The 16,634-nt window shown below is 39.7% G+C and carries 19 protein-coding genes and 1 pseudogene; 18 read left to right on the top strand and 2 right to left on the bottom strand.

All coding sequences use genetic code 11. From position 1 onward, the window contains the following. Nucleotides 1-51: 51 nt before the first annotated feature. From DXB58_RS26800 to DXB58_RS26780, 5 genes are all read left to right on the top strand, one after another. Entirely contained in the window at nucleotides 52-237 is a 186-nt protein-coding gene (locus tag DXB58_RS26800; protein WP_233527376.1) for a hypothetical protein, read from the top strand. Nucleotides 238-298: 61 nt separating this feature from the next. Then, nucleotides 299-1,243 (top strand): phage integrase SAM-like domain-containing protein, encoded by a 945-nt coding sequence (locus tag DXB58_RS26795; protein ID WP_122138811.1) that lies wholly within the window; start codon nucleotides 299-301, stop codon nucleotides 1,241-1,243. Between the two features lie 31 nt (nucleotides 1,244-1,274). After that, nucleotides 1,275-1,469, top strand: coding sequence for a hypothetical protein (locus DXB58_RS26790; RefSeq protein ID WP_122138810.1), 195 nt, complete (start codon nucleotides 1,275-1,277; stop codon nucleotides 1,467-1,469). A 10-nt stretch (nucleotides 1,470-1,479) separates the two neighbouring features. Then, nucleotides 1,480-1,764 (top strand): hypothetical protein, encoded by a 285-nt coding sequence (locus tag DXB58_RS26785; RefSeq protein ID WP_122138809.1) that lies wholly within the window; start codon nucleotides 1,480-1,482, stop codon nucleotides 1,762-1,764. Continuing rightward, the gene (locus DXB58_RS26780) at nucleotides 1,721-2,035 is read left to right on the top strand and encodes an HNH endonuclease signature motif containing protein (RefSeq protein WP_122138808.1); all 315 of its coding nucleotides are present in this window, start codon (nucleotides 1,721-1,723) and stop codon (nucleotides 2,033-2,035) included. The genes DXB58_RS26785 and DXB58_RS26780 overlap by 44 nt, the downstream gene beginning before the upstream one ends. A gap of 61 nt (nucleotides 2,036-2,096) precedes the next feature. On the opposite strand, the gene DXB58_RS26775 is transcribed toward DXB58_RS26780, so the two are convergent. Both DXB58_RS26775 and DXB58_RS26770 read right to left on the bottom strand, forming a co-directional pair. Next, entirely contained in the window at nucleotides 2,097-2,495 is a 399-nt protein-coding gene (locus DXB58_RS26775) for a DUF5053 domain-containing protein (RefSeq protein ID WP_122138807.1), read from the bottom strand. A 40-nt stretch (nucleotides 2,496-2,535) separates the two neighbouring features. Further along, nucleotides 2,536-2,721, bottom strand: a complete 186-nt coding sequence (locus DXB58_RS26770; RefSeq protein ID WP_122138806.1) for an acyltransferase — start codon at nucleotides 2,719-2,721, stop codon at nucleotides 2,536-2,538. Between the two features lie 344 nt (nucleotides 2,722-3,065). Between DXB58_RS26770 and DXB58_RS26765 the strand changes: the two genes are divergently transcribed. The 13 genes and pseudogenes from DXB58_RS26765 to DXB58_RS26700 all read left to right on the top strand — a co-directional run. Further along, nucleotides 3,066-3,467: a phage terminase small subunit P27 family gene (locus DXB58_RS26765; RefSeq protein WP_122138805.1), complete on the top strand. Its 402-nt coding sequence runs from the start codon at nucleotides 3,066-3,068 to the stop codon at nucleotides 3,465-3,467. After that, on the top strand, nucleotides 3,467-5,086 hold the full coding sequence (locus tag DXB58_RS26760) for a terminase large subunit (RefSeq protein ID WP_122138804.1): 1,620 nt from the start codon (nucleotides 3,467-3,469) through the stop codon (nucleotides 5,084-5,086). Before DXB58_RS26765 ends, DXB58_RS26760 begins: the two co-directional genes overlap by 1 nt. 40 nt (nucleotides 5,087-5,126) lie before the next feature. Next, nucleotides 5,127-6,380 carry a phage portal protein gene (locus DXB58_RS26755; RefSeq protein ID WP_122138814.1) on the top strand — a complete coding sequence of 418 codons (1,254 nt, stop codon included), beginning with the start codon at nucleotides 5,127-5,129 and terminating at the stop codon, nucleotides 6,378-6,380. Nucleotides 6,381-6,390: 10 nt separating this feature from the next. After that, a complete protein-coding gene (locus DXB58_RS26750) occupies nucleotides 6,391-6,984 on the top strand; it encodes an HK97 family phage prohead protease (protein ID WP_122138803.1) in 594 nt (197 codons plus the stop codon). 4 nt (nucleotides 6,985-6,988) lie between these two features. Next, complete coding sequence (locus DXB58_RS26745) at nucleotides 6,989-8,236, top strand: phage major capsid protein (RefSeq protein WP_122138802.1); 1,248 nt, start codon at nucleotides 6,989-6,991, stop codon at nucleotides 8,234-8,236. A gap of 22 nt (nucleotides 8,237-8,258) precedes the next feature. Then, nucleotides 8,259-8,549: a head-tail connector protein gene (locus DXB58_RS26740; RefSeq protein ID WP_122138813.1), complete on the top strand. Its 291-nt coding sequence runs from the start codon at nucleotides 8,259-8,261 to the stop codon at nucleotides 8,547-8,549. Further along, nucleotides 8,546-8,872, top strand: coding sequence for a head-tail adaptor protein (locus DXB58_RS26735; RefSeq protein WP_122138801.1), 327 nt, complete (start codon nucleotides 8,546-8,548; stop codon nucleotides 8,870-8,872). The genes DXB58_RS26740 and DXB58_RS26735 overlap by 4 nt, the downstream gene beginning before the upstream one ends. 433 nt (nucleotides 8,873-9,305) lie before the next feature. Next, nucleotides 9,306-9,674 carry a DUF3168 domain-containing protein gene (locus DXB58_RS26725; protein ID WP_122138799.1) on the top strand — a complete coding sequence of 123 codons (369 nt, stop codon included), beginning with the start codon at nucleotides 9,306-9,308 and terminating at the stop codon, nucleotides 9,672-9,674. Nucleotides 9,675-9,706: 32 nt separating this feature from the next. Further along, complete coding sequence (locus tag DXB58_RS26720) at nucleotides 9,707-10,186, top strand: phage tail tube protein (RefSeq protein WP_122138812.1); 480 nt, start codon at nucleotides 9,707-9,709, stop codon at nucleotides 10,184-10,186. Between the two features lie 230 nt (nucleotides 10,187-10,416). After that, a complete protein-coding gene (locus DXB58_RS26715) occupies nucleotides 10,417-11,013 on the top strand; it encodes a hypothetical protein (RefSeq protein ID WP_233527375.1) in 597 nt (198 codons plus the stop codon). 7 nt (nucleotides 11,014-11,020) lie between these two features. Then, nucleotides 11,021-14,164 (top strand): tape measure protein, encoded by a 3,144-nt coding sequence (locus DXB58_RS26710; RefSeq protein ID WP_122138797.1) that lies wholly within the window; start codon nucleotides 11,021-11,023, stop codon nucleotides 14,162-14,164. Continuing rightward, complete coding sequence (locus DXB58_RS26705) at nucleotides 14,161-16,200, top strand: hypothetical protein (protein ID WP_122138796.1); 2,040 nt, start codon at nucleotides 14,161-14,163, stop codon at nucleotides 16,198-16,200. The genes DXB58_RS26710 and DXB58_RS26705 overlap by 4 nt, the downstream gene beginning before the upstream one ends. After that, nucleotides 16,197-16,634, top strand: a pseudogene (locus tag DXB58_RS26700) (hypothetical protein); the annotation flags it as partial. The gene DXB58_RS26705 and the pseudogene DXB58_RS26700, both read left to right, overlap by 4 nt.

Below are 16,634 nucleotides of genomic sequence, written 5' to 3'. Positions count from 1 at the left end.
GCTATTGCTTTATGGAAAAACTCACCTAAATAATAATCGTATAACAAATTAATGATGAACAAAGATCAAGTATGCAGCGAGTGTAAGCTATTTACCAATGAAGATTCATTCGGTGATGGCTGGTGTGAATTTCATCAAAAGGAAACATTCTGTGAGAACGAAGCCTGTGATGATGGAATAGAGATAAGCGGGGATTCTTCCCTAGATAAGGACGACAATGATAACCCTTTAAAATGATACGGCCAAAGCATTACAATTATCACAACCGGTCCCGACCCGCCATGCGAGAAAGGACTATATTAATCACTTCCGTCAGGAGAAGCCACTTGAAGGAATATTCTTCACTGACTTCATCCGGGAAGTACTTGAAAAGAGATCCAGGCGCAAGTCTGAACATTATGCCGCAGTCTACGATGCTATAATCAAACACATCGAAGGCTTTTCTGAAGAATTTGATTGTGACATATTCACCAATTCGGTAACAGCAGAATTCTTAGACGATTTCATTATCTACTTAGAGGACCAAGGTCTGCGGCATAACACGATAGTCGGATATATCGAGAAGATTCAGTCCCTTGTTCGACGAGCATCGCAATATAACTATGCAGTAGATGTTACCTATGATGAAATTGATTTGAAATGTGAGCCTACAAATGCGGTATTCCTTTCAATGAATGAGATTACTAGGATATATTACTATAAGTTTGAAAGGCAGGATAAGCGGAAAGCAAAGGAAAGAATCAGGGATATGTTTATACTCGGTTGCCTTACTGCCTTGCGTTACTCTGACTATTCGAGACTGACAAGCCAGAACCTGATAAACGGTTATATAGTGATCCGGACAAAGAAAACGAATGTAGATGTCAAGGTCCCGGCGCATGATTATGTGAAGGAAATCTATGCCAAGTATGGTGGTTTCATCCCAAGAGGGTTGTGTATTCAATACGTCAACAAGTATCTGAAAGTTATAATGAAGGAAATCGGTTTGAATGATCTGGTGACTTACTCTTATACTAAAGGTGGTAGACTTATTACTGTTACCCGTGAAAAGTGGGAGCTTATCAGTAGCCACACAGCCCGAAGAAGTGCAGCGACAAATATGTATCTCACCGGCCGGATGAAAACGCTAGAGATAATGAATCTTACGGGACATCGGACGGAGCAGAACTTCTTCCGGTACATCCGGTTAACAGGTGATGATACAGCCCGGTCCATTTCGGGAGATATGTTTTTTAGAAAATGATTTAATAAGATGAGGCTATAAAATACTAATAATGGAATATAAAAAACGCATTTCTATTCGGTTGGATGAACGTAGTGTGATGCTTTTGAATGAACTTTCAAAAATAACACATACTAGTACATCGATTATCATTCGAGGAATGGTAAACCGTAGTCTTGAAGAATTGATTGATGAATCTGGAAACTGGAAGATACAGAATGAGAGAACCGAGAAGGGGAAAGGTTAACATTAAAGTTATGACCATGATTGCACACAATTATGATCGCTTGAGAGCTATGTGTGTCAGTCATGGTCAAGGACTATACTGCTCTAAAAGTAAAGAAGATCTTTTTCAAGATACAGTAGTTTTTGTCTCACAAGATGAAAAGGCTTCTAGTCTATCAACCGATAAGGAGTTGATAGATTATTTCTGTTATCGCTTCCGAATGATAGAATATCAGGCCATCAACGATAATAAACTTTTAAAAGAAATACCTTATGCCGACTATTTACAAGCCTCAAAAACAACAGAAGAAGAGTGATAACTATTACGACATTGAACGTCGGAAAATATATAACTCCGATCGCTGGCGTCGGTTACGTGCCTGGAAATTTGCGTGTAATCCACTCTGTGAAACTTGTTTGAAAGAAAACAAAACAACTCTAGCCGAAGACATCCATCATATAACTTCATTTATGAGTACGGATGATCCGGTGCAACGTGTTTTTTTAGCTTATGACTATGACAATCTTATGAGTCTGTGCAAAAAATGTCATCAAGCAGTGCACAATAAAAAAGGGAGTAGAACATAGCTACTCCCCCAAATGCCTTTGCACGGTCCACAAGCAAAGGCGGTGTCAGATAACAGTTGTATTAACCAACTGAAAGTGAACCGATTTTATTTCCAATATCTTTTAAGGCACGATTAAATATTTCAAGTTCTTTCTCATTAAGTGTATACACATGCCCTCTAACCTTATATCCGTTAATGCGTTGATACAGCCAAGCACGACTCTTGCCAAAGTAGTTCTTGGCGATGTATGACACAGGGATTAAATCTATAATTTCATTCATCTGTTCCCGTATAGTGAGACGATTACTAATACTCTCAACGTTGTTAGCTATTGTGGCAAGAGTTTTATCCAGATGTTTTCTAATAGCTTCTTTCTCTTCTGGCTTGGTATACAAAGCCTTCATCTCATACAAGTGTGCATCAAGTTCATCTCCATGCAAACTATCCATTTTCAACAAATCTTCTTCCAATGTTCTCATATCGTTGTTAGAGTTATGCCCCTCCGAAGAGGGGCGATTACTACTTCTTTAATTTCTCTTTCCTTTCAAGGAGTTCTGATATCCTTTCGAGTATTGCATCAGTACGGGCTTCATCATCTTCTTTTTCTATTTCCAATATAAGCACCTTACGTTTCCACTCTCTTAGATTCTGTTTCTCCTTTTCAATTTCGAACTCAATTCGCTCAAGTTCATTCAGTTCTTTCATGACTTTGTTTTAAAGGGTTAATACTTTGTTTATCTGACACTACAAAGATACATAATCATTTGTATATGTGCAAATGTTTAGGGCAATATCTGTGCATGAATTGAATAAATAGGGATTTCCCTATGAATTCAATGTGGTATTCTTAAAATTAAGTTAAAATTAACATTAAATGCGCTATGGAGGGGGTATGGGGTCAAATTTTGAGAAAATGGAGCTCGGAAACCTCGCCCTACCCTGATTCACACACACGGAACTTTTTGAAAAACGCCAAACTGTTTCGTTTTGTTAAATATCTCGTTTCTGTCTGACAATCGTATGGTTTTATAATAAAACGAGTCAAAATCATGGAAAAAAAGAAGAAAATCAGCTTTAAATTACCCGAAACAATCAAGCATAAAGAAGCCCGAAAGATTATATCTGACCTTGTGAAGCAATTGAATGATAGAGGTCAGCTGGAAATAGCCGATATTCCCCAGCTGCACCGGATGGCCACAGCTTATGATGCTTATCTGGAATGCGTTGAAGTCTTGGCGCAGGATGGAATGACGATGAAGAATCTAAAAGGCGAATGGGTGAAACGTCCGGAGGCGAATCTACTCAAAGAGAATTGGAGTCAATATCTAGAACTGGCAAAAGAATATGGGTTGACTGCTAAAAGTAAAGGGCAAATCAAAGCTATGAATGCGGGAGATAATGAAGAATCTCCACTTGAGGCGTATTTGAAGGGTAAGAAAGAAACTCGTTAATGCAAACAAAGGCTTACTATAAATACGCTCAAGACGTTATAGACGAGAAAGTCGTATCCGGTAAGTTTATTCAGCTTGCTGCTGAACGTTTTTTCTCCATGATGGAGGATGATCGATACGAATTCAAAGAGGAAAAAGCAGATGAAGTTATAGAATTCTTTTCCATTCTTCGACATTTCACCGGACGTCATGCCGGAAAGCCGTTCATCTTACAACCATGGCAACAATTTGTAATAGCGGCTATCTATGGGTTCTATATCAAAGAGGCAGATGAACGACTTGTGAAGTATGTCTACATAGAGATTGCACGAAAGAATGGGAAAACAGCTTTTGCAGCCGGATTATCATTGTATCATCTAATCGCTGACGGAGAAATGGATGCAGAAGTGGATCTGGCAGCTAACTCTAAAGAACAGGCTAAAATCGCATTCAAGTTCTGCTCTCAATTCGCAAAAGGGATTGATCCGAAAGGAAAAGATCTTGTTTCCTATCGTGATAAGGTCAAATTTGAAAAGATGTTATCTCTTTTACAGGTCTTTGCCGCAGATGATTCAAAGTTAGACGGTTTTAATGCTTCGATGTATTTGATTGATGAGTATCACGCTGCAAAGAATACAGGTCTAAAAGACGTACTCCAGTCCTCACAGGGTATGCGTGATAATCCGATGGCGGTTATTATCACTACGGCCGGATTCGATAAGCTAGGACCGTGTTACCAGTACCGGGAAATGTGCACGGAGGTGCTGTCTGGACTAAAAGAAAACGACGCACTGTTTGCCGGAATCTTTTCTCCTGATGAGGGGGACGATTGGAAAGATCCGCAAACGTGGCAGAAGAGTAACCCTAATCTGGGAGTTACAGTCAAACCGCAATATCTACAGACACAAGTCCAATCAGCAGTTAATGCTCCATCGGAAGAAGTCGGCATTAAAACAAAGAATTTCAATATCTGGTGTGACTCGGAAACCGTATGGATACCGGATCATTATATTTTGCAGGCTTCCGCTAATCTTGACTTTGAACAGTTCCGGGATATGGATTGCTATGCCGGTATTGACTTGTCAAGTACCAGCGACCTTACCTGTGTTAATTTTATGTTTCCCACATCGGATAAGTACTATTTCAAAACACTCTATTACCTGCCGGAAGCCGCCTTACAGGAAAAGCGGTTTAAAGATTTATATGGAGAATGGCGAAGACAAGGACATATAACCATCACACCCGGTAATGTGACCGATTACGATTATATTCTGAATGACATAATGAGTATCCGGGAAATAGTATTCATTCAAAAAATCGCTTACGACTCCTGGAACTCCACTCAATTTGTCATTAACGCAGAGGAAAAAGGGCTATCGATGGAGCCATATGGTCAGAATCTCGGAAATTTCAACCGCCCGACAAAGGAGATGGAACGTTTGATTCTCTCCGGTAAAGCCGTTATCGACAATAATGTAATTAATCGGCATTGCTTCCGTAACGTGGTCATGGCCCGAGATCGGAACGGCAACACAAAACCGTCCAAGCAGTTTGAAGAGAAAAAAATAGATGGTGTGATCGCCAAACTGGAAGCACTTGGAATATATCTAGTTTCTCCTCGTTATGGAGAATTTTATTGATTTGTCTGACAACTTTTTGGTTAGTAGAAAAAGCATATATATGAAATTTTTAGGATTTGAAATACGAAAAGCGAGTAAACAGGAAACATCACAGGTTACAGCCTGGAGTTTTAATGGCTCCCGTCCTATGTTTACCAGCAGAAGTAAACCTATGCTGTTGTCTACTGTATACCGCTGCGTGGATCTCATTTCGGACAGTGTGGCCGTGCTTCCGCTGAAAACCTATCATTTAGATGCAGATGGATTTAAGGCCGAGGCTAAATCGCATCCGGCATATTACATGCTCAATATGGAGCCTAATGAAGATATGACTCGGTATGTTTTCTTTAAAACACTCATGGCGTCCGTTTTGCTTACAGGTAATGGCTATGCATATATTGAGCGGGATAGTAGGATGAATGCCACACAGCTCATTTATCTACCATCTAGTCAGGTAACGATTACCTGGATTACTGACCGATCAGGAATTATGCGTAAAAGATACCAAGTTGTTGGATTCAGGGAACCTGTAGAACCCCGTGATATGATCCACGTACTTAATTTCTCTTATGATGGTATTATTGGGGTGTCTACGCTGGAGCATGCCCGCCAATCCCTAGGGATTGCAACTAGTACAGAGGAACATGCAGAAGGTTTTTTTAAAAGTGGAGCTAGTGTTGCAGGTATACTGACAGTTGAAGGGGCCCGATTGGATGAGAAGAAAAAGGATCAAATATATCAAACGTGGGAAGAACGTACGAATCCTATAACTGGGCACCCGAATGGTATTGCTGTGCTGGAGGGGAATATGAAGTACCAACCCATTTCTATAAGCCCCAAAGATAGTCAGTTCATTGAAAGCAGACAGTTTAATGTTGTGGATCTCTGCCGATTCTTCTCTGTATCTCCAGTCAAAGCTTTCGATCTGTCTAAATCCAGTTATTCTACAGTAGAAGCTACTCAACTTCAATATTTAACAGACACAGCTCTCGCAGTCATTACGAAAATAGAATTAGAAATTAACCGCAAAGTCTTTCTGCCATCTGAACGAGGAAGATTTATAGCAGAATTCGACACTTCCGCTATTCTAAGAACTGATAAGAGCGCACAGGCGGCATTCTGGAAAGATTTGGCCACCGTAGGAGCAGCCACACCCAACGAGGTTCGAAGAGAAAATAATATGCCTAGAATTGAGAATGGAGACAAAGCTTTTGTACAGGTGAATGTGCAGACGCTGGACAATGCGGTTAAAGAAAAAGTCGCTGAACCGCAAAATAATCCAGATTTGTCAGACAACTTTTTGGTTAGTAAGTAAAAGCACTGTTATGGACGAAAAAAGAGAAATAAGAAATACTGCATTCCAGGTGCAACTAACTGGAGATACGGAAGAAAAGAGAACTGTAGAGGGTTATGCTTTATTATTCAATACACCATCCGACGGACTTCCATTCGAAGAAGTTATAGAGCGTGGAGCTCTGGACGGAGTTATTGAAAAAAGCGATGTATTTGCGTTGTTGAATCACGATCAGGCTCGTGGTATTCTTGCAAGATGTAAAGAAGGAACAGGATCATTATTGCTATCCGTGGATGATAAAGGATTAAAATACCGATTCGAGGCACCGAAAACGGCACTCGGAGAAGAGTTGCTGGAAAACCTCCGCCGCGGAGAGATAGATCAGAGCTCTTTCTGTTTCGATGTTGAAAAAGATACTTGGGAAAAGAAGAGTGACGGAACCTGGAAACGCACAGTACACAAAATAGGCAATTTATATGACGCCTCTCCCGTGTATAATGCGGCATACAGCAAAACGTCCGTGTGTTTGCGAGGAAAAGAACAAGCTGAAGAAGAACTTCGTAAGCACGAACAGGCAATACCAGAAGAGTATTACCAAAGCATAGAGAAATCATTAAATTTATAAATTTATGGCAAAAGAAAAAAGTATTACAGAGTTAAAGGACGAAAGAAATCAGCTGATTGCTCGTTCTAAAGAGATTATTAATGGCGCAAAGACTGAAAAACGTCAGTTCAAACCGGAAGAAGCCGAGGAACTTGGAACAAATCAGCAGCGCAGAGCGGAAATTGATCTCGAAATCGAAGAGCATGAGGTTATGAATCGTCAGCAAGGTAAAAGACATCAGCCTGTAACGAATGAGAGATTCTCATTGCGTCGGGCGATTGCGAACATGGTGGATGGATACAAACAAAACGATGCTGACGCAAGCGTTATTGACGCAGCTACCGCATTGCATAATTCATCAGGAGCGCAGATATCTGACAAACGCAGTATTGTCGTTCCAGTAAACATGGAGAAACGTGCTGCTTTTACCGCTGCTACCGAAGCAGCTACAGGCGTTATCATCGACGAAGAACAACAGGAAATGTTACTTCCATTGCAATCGGCACTAGTGTTGGCCCGTGCAGGAGCTCGTTTTATGACAGGTCTGCAAGGCAATATCTATTGGCCACAGTTTTCAGGGGCTAACGTGTTTTGGGAAGGGGAAAACAGTGCCGCAAAAGATGGTGCTGGTAACTTTACTAAAGGAGAAATATTCAAACCTCTTCGTTTGACGGCTTATGTCGATATCTCCAAACAGTTACTCGTTCAGGAGAATGCGTCTGTTGAGGCTTATATCCGCCAAGCTATTGCTGTAGCTATTGCGCAAAAGATTGAGCAAACAGCATTCAGTAAAAACAAGGGTGTAGAGAACACTCCGGATGGAATGTTCCACACTCTTAGTGGTACCGTAAAAGGGGATATTAACTGGGCACAAATCGTTGCAATGGAGACGAATGCAGACACACAGAACGCTTTGTTCGGTAATCTCGCCTATGTCCTTCATCCGTCGCTCATCGGTAAGGCAAAAACGAAGGTGAAAGACGCATCAGGAGCCGGCGGCTTTATTTTCTCGGGCAATGGTGACGGACAACTTAATGGATACAAAGCGTTGCGCACTAATAACTTGCCAAAAGAACTAGGAGAAGCTACAGACGAATTCGGTGCTGTATTTGGTAATTGGGCTGATTACTTCTTAGGCCAGTGGGGAGGCATTGAATTGTTGGTCGATCCGTATACGCAAGCGCTCAATGGTACCGTAAGACTCATCACCAACTCATATTGGAACATGGGCTTTATTCGTAAAGAGTCATTCTGTATCGCATCCATGAAGTAATATGGCATACGTGACCTTAGATATGGCAAAAAGGCACTTGAATATAGAGCCCTCATATACGGATGAAGATCCGTATATAGAGACTCTTATCACTGTAGCTGAAGAAAAAACTGCGAAGGAGCTTTGTGTGTCAGTGGAAGAACTTGCTACCATTGACGGTGGTAAGAATATCCCGGCACCGCTGGTTCAGGCGATGTTGCTGTGTCTTGGTGCTTATTATGCAAATCGGGAAAATACGGCGTATGCCACTCTAAAGGAAATTTCTCAAGGGGCAAAATACTTAGTTGATCTTTATAGAGACTATTCAAAATGAGAGCAGGATTATTACGCGAATTACTTGTATTCAAATCTCCGGTTGAAACGCAGAGTCCTACAGGGGCAGTGAAGAAAGAGTATAAAGAAGTGTTTAAATGTCGGGCATGTAGAAAGAAGATGTCTCTTATTGCAGACAGGGACGGGGTTAGTGCAATGGAGCAATTTATCGGGCATACACTCGTTTTTCAGGTACGTAATTATCCGGCAATCAAAGAGAATCTCCATGTTACTTACAATGGCAATGAGTATAATCTCAAAATGGTTAATCCTCAAATAAACGATAATAGTCTGCTATTAACTCTTGAAAAAATTGATACATGATCGAGATTAAACAAATAGATCGGGAAAACATTCAGTACCTCGTAGACAATTTAGAGGACTTCGAAAAGGACAAGGCTATAAAGAGTGGTCTTCGATCTGCAGTTAATGTTTTCAGAGTTAAAGGTAGAGCTAATCTCCGGTCTCGTCTTCTTTACCACGGTAAACAGACCAACCACTTGATGAACTCGTTTACAAACCGAGTTAAACGGAATAAACTAGGAGCACTCGCGGGCTTTGATCGTCCAGGTGGTAATCATTCTCACTTGGTGGACTCCGGAACAAAAATTAGAAGAACAAAGAGTGGTGCGAATCGAGGTATTATGCCAGCTAATCGTTTTTGGTCAGATACAAAAGTGAGTGAAGAGGGTAGGGCTATGAGTGCACTCTATCAAGGTGTCCAAAGAGCCGTTCAACGAATAAATAACAGAAGCTAATGAATAAATTGGCAATTACAACCGAGATTAGAAGCATTTTACTTGATTCAGAAGAGATCACCTCTCTGATAGGAAAGAAAATATTTCCTGTCGTTGCTCCATTGAAAACAGAAGGTGATTTCATCATTTATCAGCGTGATGGTTACAAACAAGAATATACTAAAATGGGCGTTGCCCGGCAAATTCCTACTGTATTTGTAAATGCTGTTAGTGATGATTATGATCGCAGCCTACAGTTGGCTTCTCTAATATATGAGGCTTTAGAAGGTCAATTTTCTAACCCGGATATGACTATACACTTGGAAGACTCTACGGAGGATTATTCAGAAGGAAAATACTTTCAGGTGCTTCAATTTTCAGTAGAGTAAAAATGAAACGTAAAACTAAAATTTTAAATAGTATGGCAGCAGTTAAACATGATTCAAGTAAAGACCTCGTAAGAGGTCAGTTATTCCTTTTCCTTGGTGAAAATCCGGTAGCGTTCGCATCCAGTTGTTCCCTGGAAGTGTCAGTTGAGGAGATTGATATTTCCAATAAAATGTGCGGCGATTGGTCTGCATCATTACCAGGAAAGAAAAGTTTCACTATCAGTAGTGAATCATTGCTTACCCGATTAGAAGGGGCAACCAGTTACGACGAACTACTGAAGCATGTAGATACGGGTGAAACATTCCAGTTTGTAGTCGGTGAGTCAACCATTACTGATAAAACCAACGTTGGTGGTAGTTTCGCAATTGATACTACCAAACCTAATTACAAAGGTGAGATTATGCTAACCTCTTTGTCACTAAAGAGCGATAACGGGCAGATTGCAACATGTTCTGCATCTTTTAAAGGAGTTGGTGCTTTGCAAAAGGTTGAAGCCGTTCCAGGAGCATAATAAGCAATAAGTAAACAAGTACGAAGGCGGTCAGATGATGGCTGCCTTTTTTTATTCAAAAAATCAAAGTAACTATGGGCATATTCATAATATCAGTCATTGTCGTATTTGTGCTGTTTGTTGTAGCAGCAGTTATAAATAGTAGATGCCATCGTCCGGGACCTCCCATAACGATAAATGCCCCTGCTTCTAAAAAGAGATTCAGGCTAGACATGAGGATAAAGATAAATATGAAATCAGTTATACGATGGGAACAACTTCGGAAAAAGTCTTTTTCCCAGATGGACTACACTGACAAAGATGATGTAGATGCACTATTGTACACTACAACCATCTGCAACATTGCTGGTGTAATGTATGCATTTGAGGTATTCCGGCATACGCTTGCCAATGAGAAGATAGCCCATGAAATGATTTCAGTATTAGAACGGGAAACAGCAGTTTTAAGCCAATTCCAGACAAAACAGGAAACATCTGATCTAGGTAGTACCGAGGTCACTCCTGGTATGATTGGCGAATTGATTGCAACGCTCATCATGTCAGGATTAGACGCGCATTACGCATTGGAAGAAATGGAATTATGTGATCTGCCTTTATATATCGAAGCATATGAGCGTAAAAAGAAAGAGCAAATGGAGAGTGATCGCCTCTGGACTTATCTGAATATCCTCCCTCATGTTGATGGCAAGAAGTTGCCGAGTGCCCGGGATCTATATTCATTCCCCTGGGAGGAGATGGAGGATATGAAAGAAGCTGAAAGAGCATTGGCGGAAGATGCAGAAACCTTTGAAATATTTATGAATAACGGAATAAATAATTGTAAGTAAAGATATTATGGCAGGACGTTTAAGCTTTAGTATAGCGATCAATCTCTTGACGGAAAACTTCAAGAGAGGTTCAAATCAAGTGAAAGCTGCATTCAGATCAATGCAGATGCAGTTTCTTACTTTTGCTGCAGCTCTGGGGGCCGGTGGCTTAGGTTTGAGTAATTTCGTTTCTCGGCTCATTGAAGTAGCCCGTGAAACTAATAGAGTGACTACCGCACTAAAGAATGTATCCGGTAGTATGTCACAATATGCCGACAATCAGCGGTATTTACTGGACTTGGCAAAGAAGTATGGACTAGAGATTAACGCTTTGACGGCTAACTATGCCAAGTTTACGGCTGCTGCATCCATCTCCGGTATGTCAATGATGGATCAGCGGAAAGTATTCGAATCTGTTTCCCGCGCTTGTACAGCCTTTGGGATGAGCGCAGACGATAGTAATGGGGTTATGCTTGCACTTTCTCAAATGATGAGTAAAGGCAAGATTAGTTCCGAGGAATTACGTCTACAGATGGGAGAACGTCTTCCGGTTGCATTACAGGCGATGGCAAAAGCTGCGGGTGTCTCTGTTGCCGGACTTGACAAGCTGATGAAGCAGGGTAAGCTAATGAGTAAAGACGTGCTTCCTAAGTTCGCAGAAGCACTCAACGAGATGATTCCTAATGTTGATACTGACAACTTGGAAACATCCGTAAATCGCCTGAAAAACGCTTTTACAGATTTTACTAATAGCACAGGAATACAGGACCTTTACAAACAGATTGTTGATGGAACTACAAAAGCGGTTCAGTATGTACAGAAGAACTTGAAAACTTTACTTATGTGGATTGTATCTGCTGTTTCTGGTTATATTGGAGGTAAAGTATTTGGTTATATAACTGCTGAATTTGCTAAGATGCAAAGGGCGGCATTAGTTGCCGCTAAAAAGATGGCCAAGGAAGCGGGACAAGCATTCGATGAAGCTGGATTCAGAGCAAATCGTTTTTATAATTCGGCTGTTGCGGGAGCCGCAAAACTTAACATAGCTTTGAAGTCTGCTGTAAAATCGTTGGCTCCAATGATGATAATCGCTGGCATTACACAGGTAATTCAAGTTATCAGCGCATGGAGAGATAGACAGAAAGAAGTTAATGAAAAATATCAGGAATATCAGAAAGGTGCTCAAAAGGCAGGTGCTGGAAATTATGCAGAGGTTATAAAACTTACTCAATTAAGAAATATAATAAACGACACAAATAACTCATATAAAACTCGTGTCGGTGCTCTAAACCAACTGAACACACTTCTTGGAACAGCATTCTCTATTGACAGTAAAACATTAAAAGTTAATGGTGATATCAATAAGGCTATACAGCAACGTGTAGCATTAATGAGAAATACAGCTTTAGCGGATTATTATACAAATCAATATACGCAATCATTGCAAGAACGCAAAGAACTGACAAAGCGAAAACAGGAAGTTGTAGATAAATACAATGCAAGGAACTCTGATAGCCCCATAGATGTAAACGCGACATCATATGATTATGATTCTTTTGTCAAAACGTCAAAAGATATATTGCCGTTTAAAGAGCTTGAGCTTATAACTAAAGATTTAAACAATACTAATAAAATTTTAGTTGATGCAGATAAAAACTCAAAAGCATATGCTGCTTTAGTTGCTAAGGAGGAAATAAAAAATACTCCTATCACTGATCCCGATGATAGTAAAAAGAAAAAAACTCCTCTACAAAAAGAGCAGGAATCTTTCAATAAACAACTCGAAGAATTAAAAGCCGAACTAGAAATAGGAAAGATTACTCAAGCTGAATATAACAAGAATCTTGGTGAATTGAACATAAAGATGTATGCTCAAGCTAAAGGAACAGGTAATAAAAAAGTTCTTGAAAGCGAGTATCTGAAAGCCAGAAAGGAAGCAGCAGAGGCTGCTATAAAGAATCAAGATAAGAATGCTGCTCTTGTTGAATTTGAAAAGGTTCAGAAAGACTATAACGCAAAGGTAAAAGAAGCCCAAGTGCAGCAAGCTAAGGGCTTAATGTCTCAAAAGGATTTGAACAGCAATATTGTGTCCCTTTCGATCGAAGCAGCCAAATCCGCTGCTGGCATCAAAGGTATCGGAGATGAGGCTGATGTGTTTATCACAGCTATGCAGTTAAATGCCAAACTCCTTTCATCATCCACTAAGGTAAAACCGCGTGATACTACTTTCGACTACAAAAAGACAAAGGTAGACATTAAATCCGAAGAGCTCGACAAGGCTAAAGAGTTAGCAGATAAATACAAAGAAGAAGCAAGAGTCATTGGAAAGACATTATCAGACGAAGTAGCTAACGCCATGGCTAATGTTCCGTCATTGGAAGAAGCTTTGAAATTGGCACAAGTCCAGGAGGATATCAAGAATCTCAATAAAGAGCTTAATGAATCATTGTATTCTGGTGTCAAGGACATTGCAAGCAGTTCAGACCGCATTGTAAGTGCGTTCAGTAACCTTCGTGATGTTATGAATGACGTAGATGCAACCGGGTGGGAAAGAATTATGGCTATCTGGAATGCTATGACAAACGTGGTAGATGCTTTCTTATCCATCATTAAAATGATTGAAAACCTAACGAAGATCACCGATAAACTCACAAAGGCAAAAGAAACAGAAGCTGCTATTGACACCGTTGTGACAGGAACGAAGGTTGCAAATGCAGCGACTGAAACTACAGCGGAACTTACTGCACTCGGCACTCAAACAACAGCAGAGGTTTCGGCTAGTACTCTAAAATCAACAGCGGCTTCTGTTGAAATGGCCGCAAAAAGTACGGCGGCTTATGCTGCCATACCCTTCGCTGGTGTAGGGCTTGCAGCGGCTCAAATAGCTGCTATGGAAGCTATGATAGCGGCAGCGGCTATTCCTAAATTTGCTACAGGAGGAATAATAACCGGTGGTCCTACTTCTGGAGATAAAATACTAGCCCGTGTAAATGCCGGGGAAATGATTTTGAATCAGGGGCAACAATCCCGACTATTTGAAGCTATCAATTCTGGGAATCTGGGTGGAGGTGGTAATATGTCATCAACAGTAACTACTAGAGTCCGGGCTAAGGACCTCATTCTTACGATTAATAATGAACTTAAATCACAAGGAAAGAAACCAATATCATGAGTTACGGATTAATATACACAGTACCATTTGCCACACTGGATAATGTCCCATGTGTGGTAGAAATCGAAAAGAAAGACTATACAGGTAAATCAAAAGAACTAACCCCTGCTGGTGATTCTCCTTTTACAGTTGATATAGAGGATGAAGAATTTCTTTATACTCCTACTCGATTTAGTACAGCAACGATCCGGGTGGTTGGTAGTGACTACCTGCAAAGTTTGTTTTCTACGGCTTATCAAATGTATCGGGTGACATTGAAAGTAAATGGCTTAGCTACTTGGTGTGGATTCATAAAACCAGAACTTTACACACAGGATTACGTATCAGAGACATTTGAGCTTGAATTAGAGTGTATAAGTGCTATGGCTGCTCTTGAATTCATAGATTATAAACAGGCAGAAGAAAATGGACGAGTATTTATTTCTTTATGGAGCTTATTAAAAAAGTGTATTGCTTCTTCCTTAGGGAAATATAACTCCGTGTGTTTTCCTTATGTATATGCTAAGGATTCCAATGCCTATTCAGACGGTCTTAATATCTTGCAAGATATGACTATAAGTGAGCAAAATTTTTTTGACGAAGATGACAAAGCAATGACACTGAAAGAAATATTGGAGGAAATATGTAAATTACTCAATTGGACTTGTGTTGATTGGAGAGGTGAATTATACTTTGTAGATATTGACCACAAGGAAAGATATTATAGATATAATACAGATCTAGCATCTGAATATCAAATATTTTTTCCGACCACTATTGATATTCAAAGTTTAGGTTTCTCTGGTTCAGGACATTCATTAGACATACTATCTGGCTACAATAAGGCTGTTATAAAAGCAAGTAATTATCCGATAGGTGAGATATTTCCAGAAGAAACTTTTAATGCAATTGTACGTGTGGTGAACGGTTATTTTCTCCCTCCTGCTCAAGCTGTAACTCCTGGCATAAGAGACGAGGAAATTATCTTAGTAAAGCAAAATCCAACTGTATATAAATTATTTGAATATTATCTTCACGATTCTAAATATTTATTAGGAGCACAACTTTATCGTGTTTGTATTTATACGCTGACTCGACAAGATGATGGAAGTTATAAACGTTCGATTAATGAATTCTCATATGATGATTGTATACGTATTATCACACAATCCCAGTATTTAACAGATAGAACTCATTATGAAAAAGTTAAATTGGAAGCTAACAAAGAGATGTTTACCTTTGCTAATGAGCTTCCATGTGCTGCATATAGCGGAGGAGCTTTCTGTATTTCTGGGGATGTGGCACAGAGTAATAGAATCGACAATCACTATTACAGTTCAACAAAAGGCGCAACAAGTAGTTTGAAATTAATATGTTGTCTTGAGATCGGAGGAAATTATTGGAATGGATCCAAATGGGTTAAAACAGAATCAACATTCTCCATGTCTGTTAATCCTCAAAATACAGGATATACTTCTATAGAGAATACAAAAACTTTAGGTATGCCTTATAAAGCAGATGGTTATATCATCGAATTACCCCAAAATCTGCTAACTGGCACTATTAGGTTTACGATGTTCACTCCGCAGGTCCATGATAGTGTGACTGCAGTCTATATAAAGAACTTCCAATTGTCTTTTACTAAAACAGAAGATGATACAGAAACGGGCAATAGCAATTCAGACCGTATCTATGAAAATGTAGTCAATGAAAATTATATCAATGAATTGGAGGAAATAGAATTTAAGATTACTTCTCATAATAATGATGGAGCTTGTTATAGTAAAGTTATTATAGGGGATAACTATCTGACTGATAACTTATACTCCGTGATTGAAGGAACAACCATCCGCCCAGAGGAGCATCTAATAAGAAGAATAATTAAGCGGTATAGTGCCCCCCAGATAAAGTTAACACAAGTAATAAAAGAGACACCTGATTTAACGCCTATAACTCGTTTGTCTGACAATTATATGGTTAATAAGAGATTCATCAATGTTGGAGGCACAATCGATTATAAGATGAATCAATTTCAGTGTATAATGATAGAAGTATGAGTGATATCTTAATAAAGTCAAGAGTAATTCCATCTAACCCCCGGTCGAAAAATTATCCGGCTGGGGCCACTGTTGTACGCTCTGGTAGCGGGGGTGGCAGTACGTTAATAACTGGTGGTGGAGGGACTAATATTGATATCATAAAGGTTGATGACATGCGATCATTAACCGATAAAAATGTTCTTTCATCTCTCCGAGTTCTTGGTGAAATTCTATCACGGATTATTAAAAATGATGACGAGACAGAACTTTCAGAGGAAAACACGCTATCATCACTCCGGATCACTAAAGAAATAGCAGAATCAGCGAAAATAATTTTAGATAAAATAGAGAAAACTTATCTTTCTAAAATAGAAAATGATGAGGCTGCCGGACTTCTCACCTTCCTAAAAGGTTTAATATCTAAAGAGCTAATTGAAGCTAATAACGGTTTG

Source organism: Bacteroides sp. OM05-10AA (genome assembly GCF_003439055.1).
Classification (GTDB): Bacteria; Bacteroidota; Bacteroidia; order Bacteroidales; family Bacteroidaceae; genus Bacteroides; species Bacteroides intestinigallinarum.
This window is presented reverse-complemented; position numbering and strand designations above follow the sequence as displayed.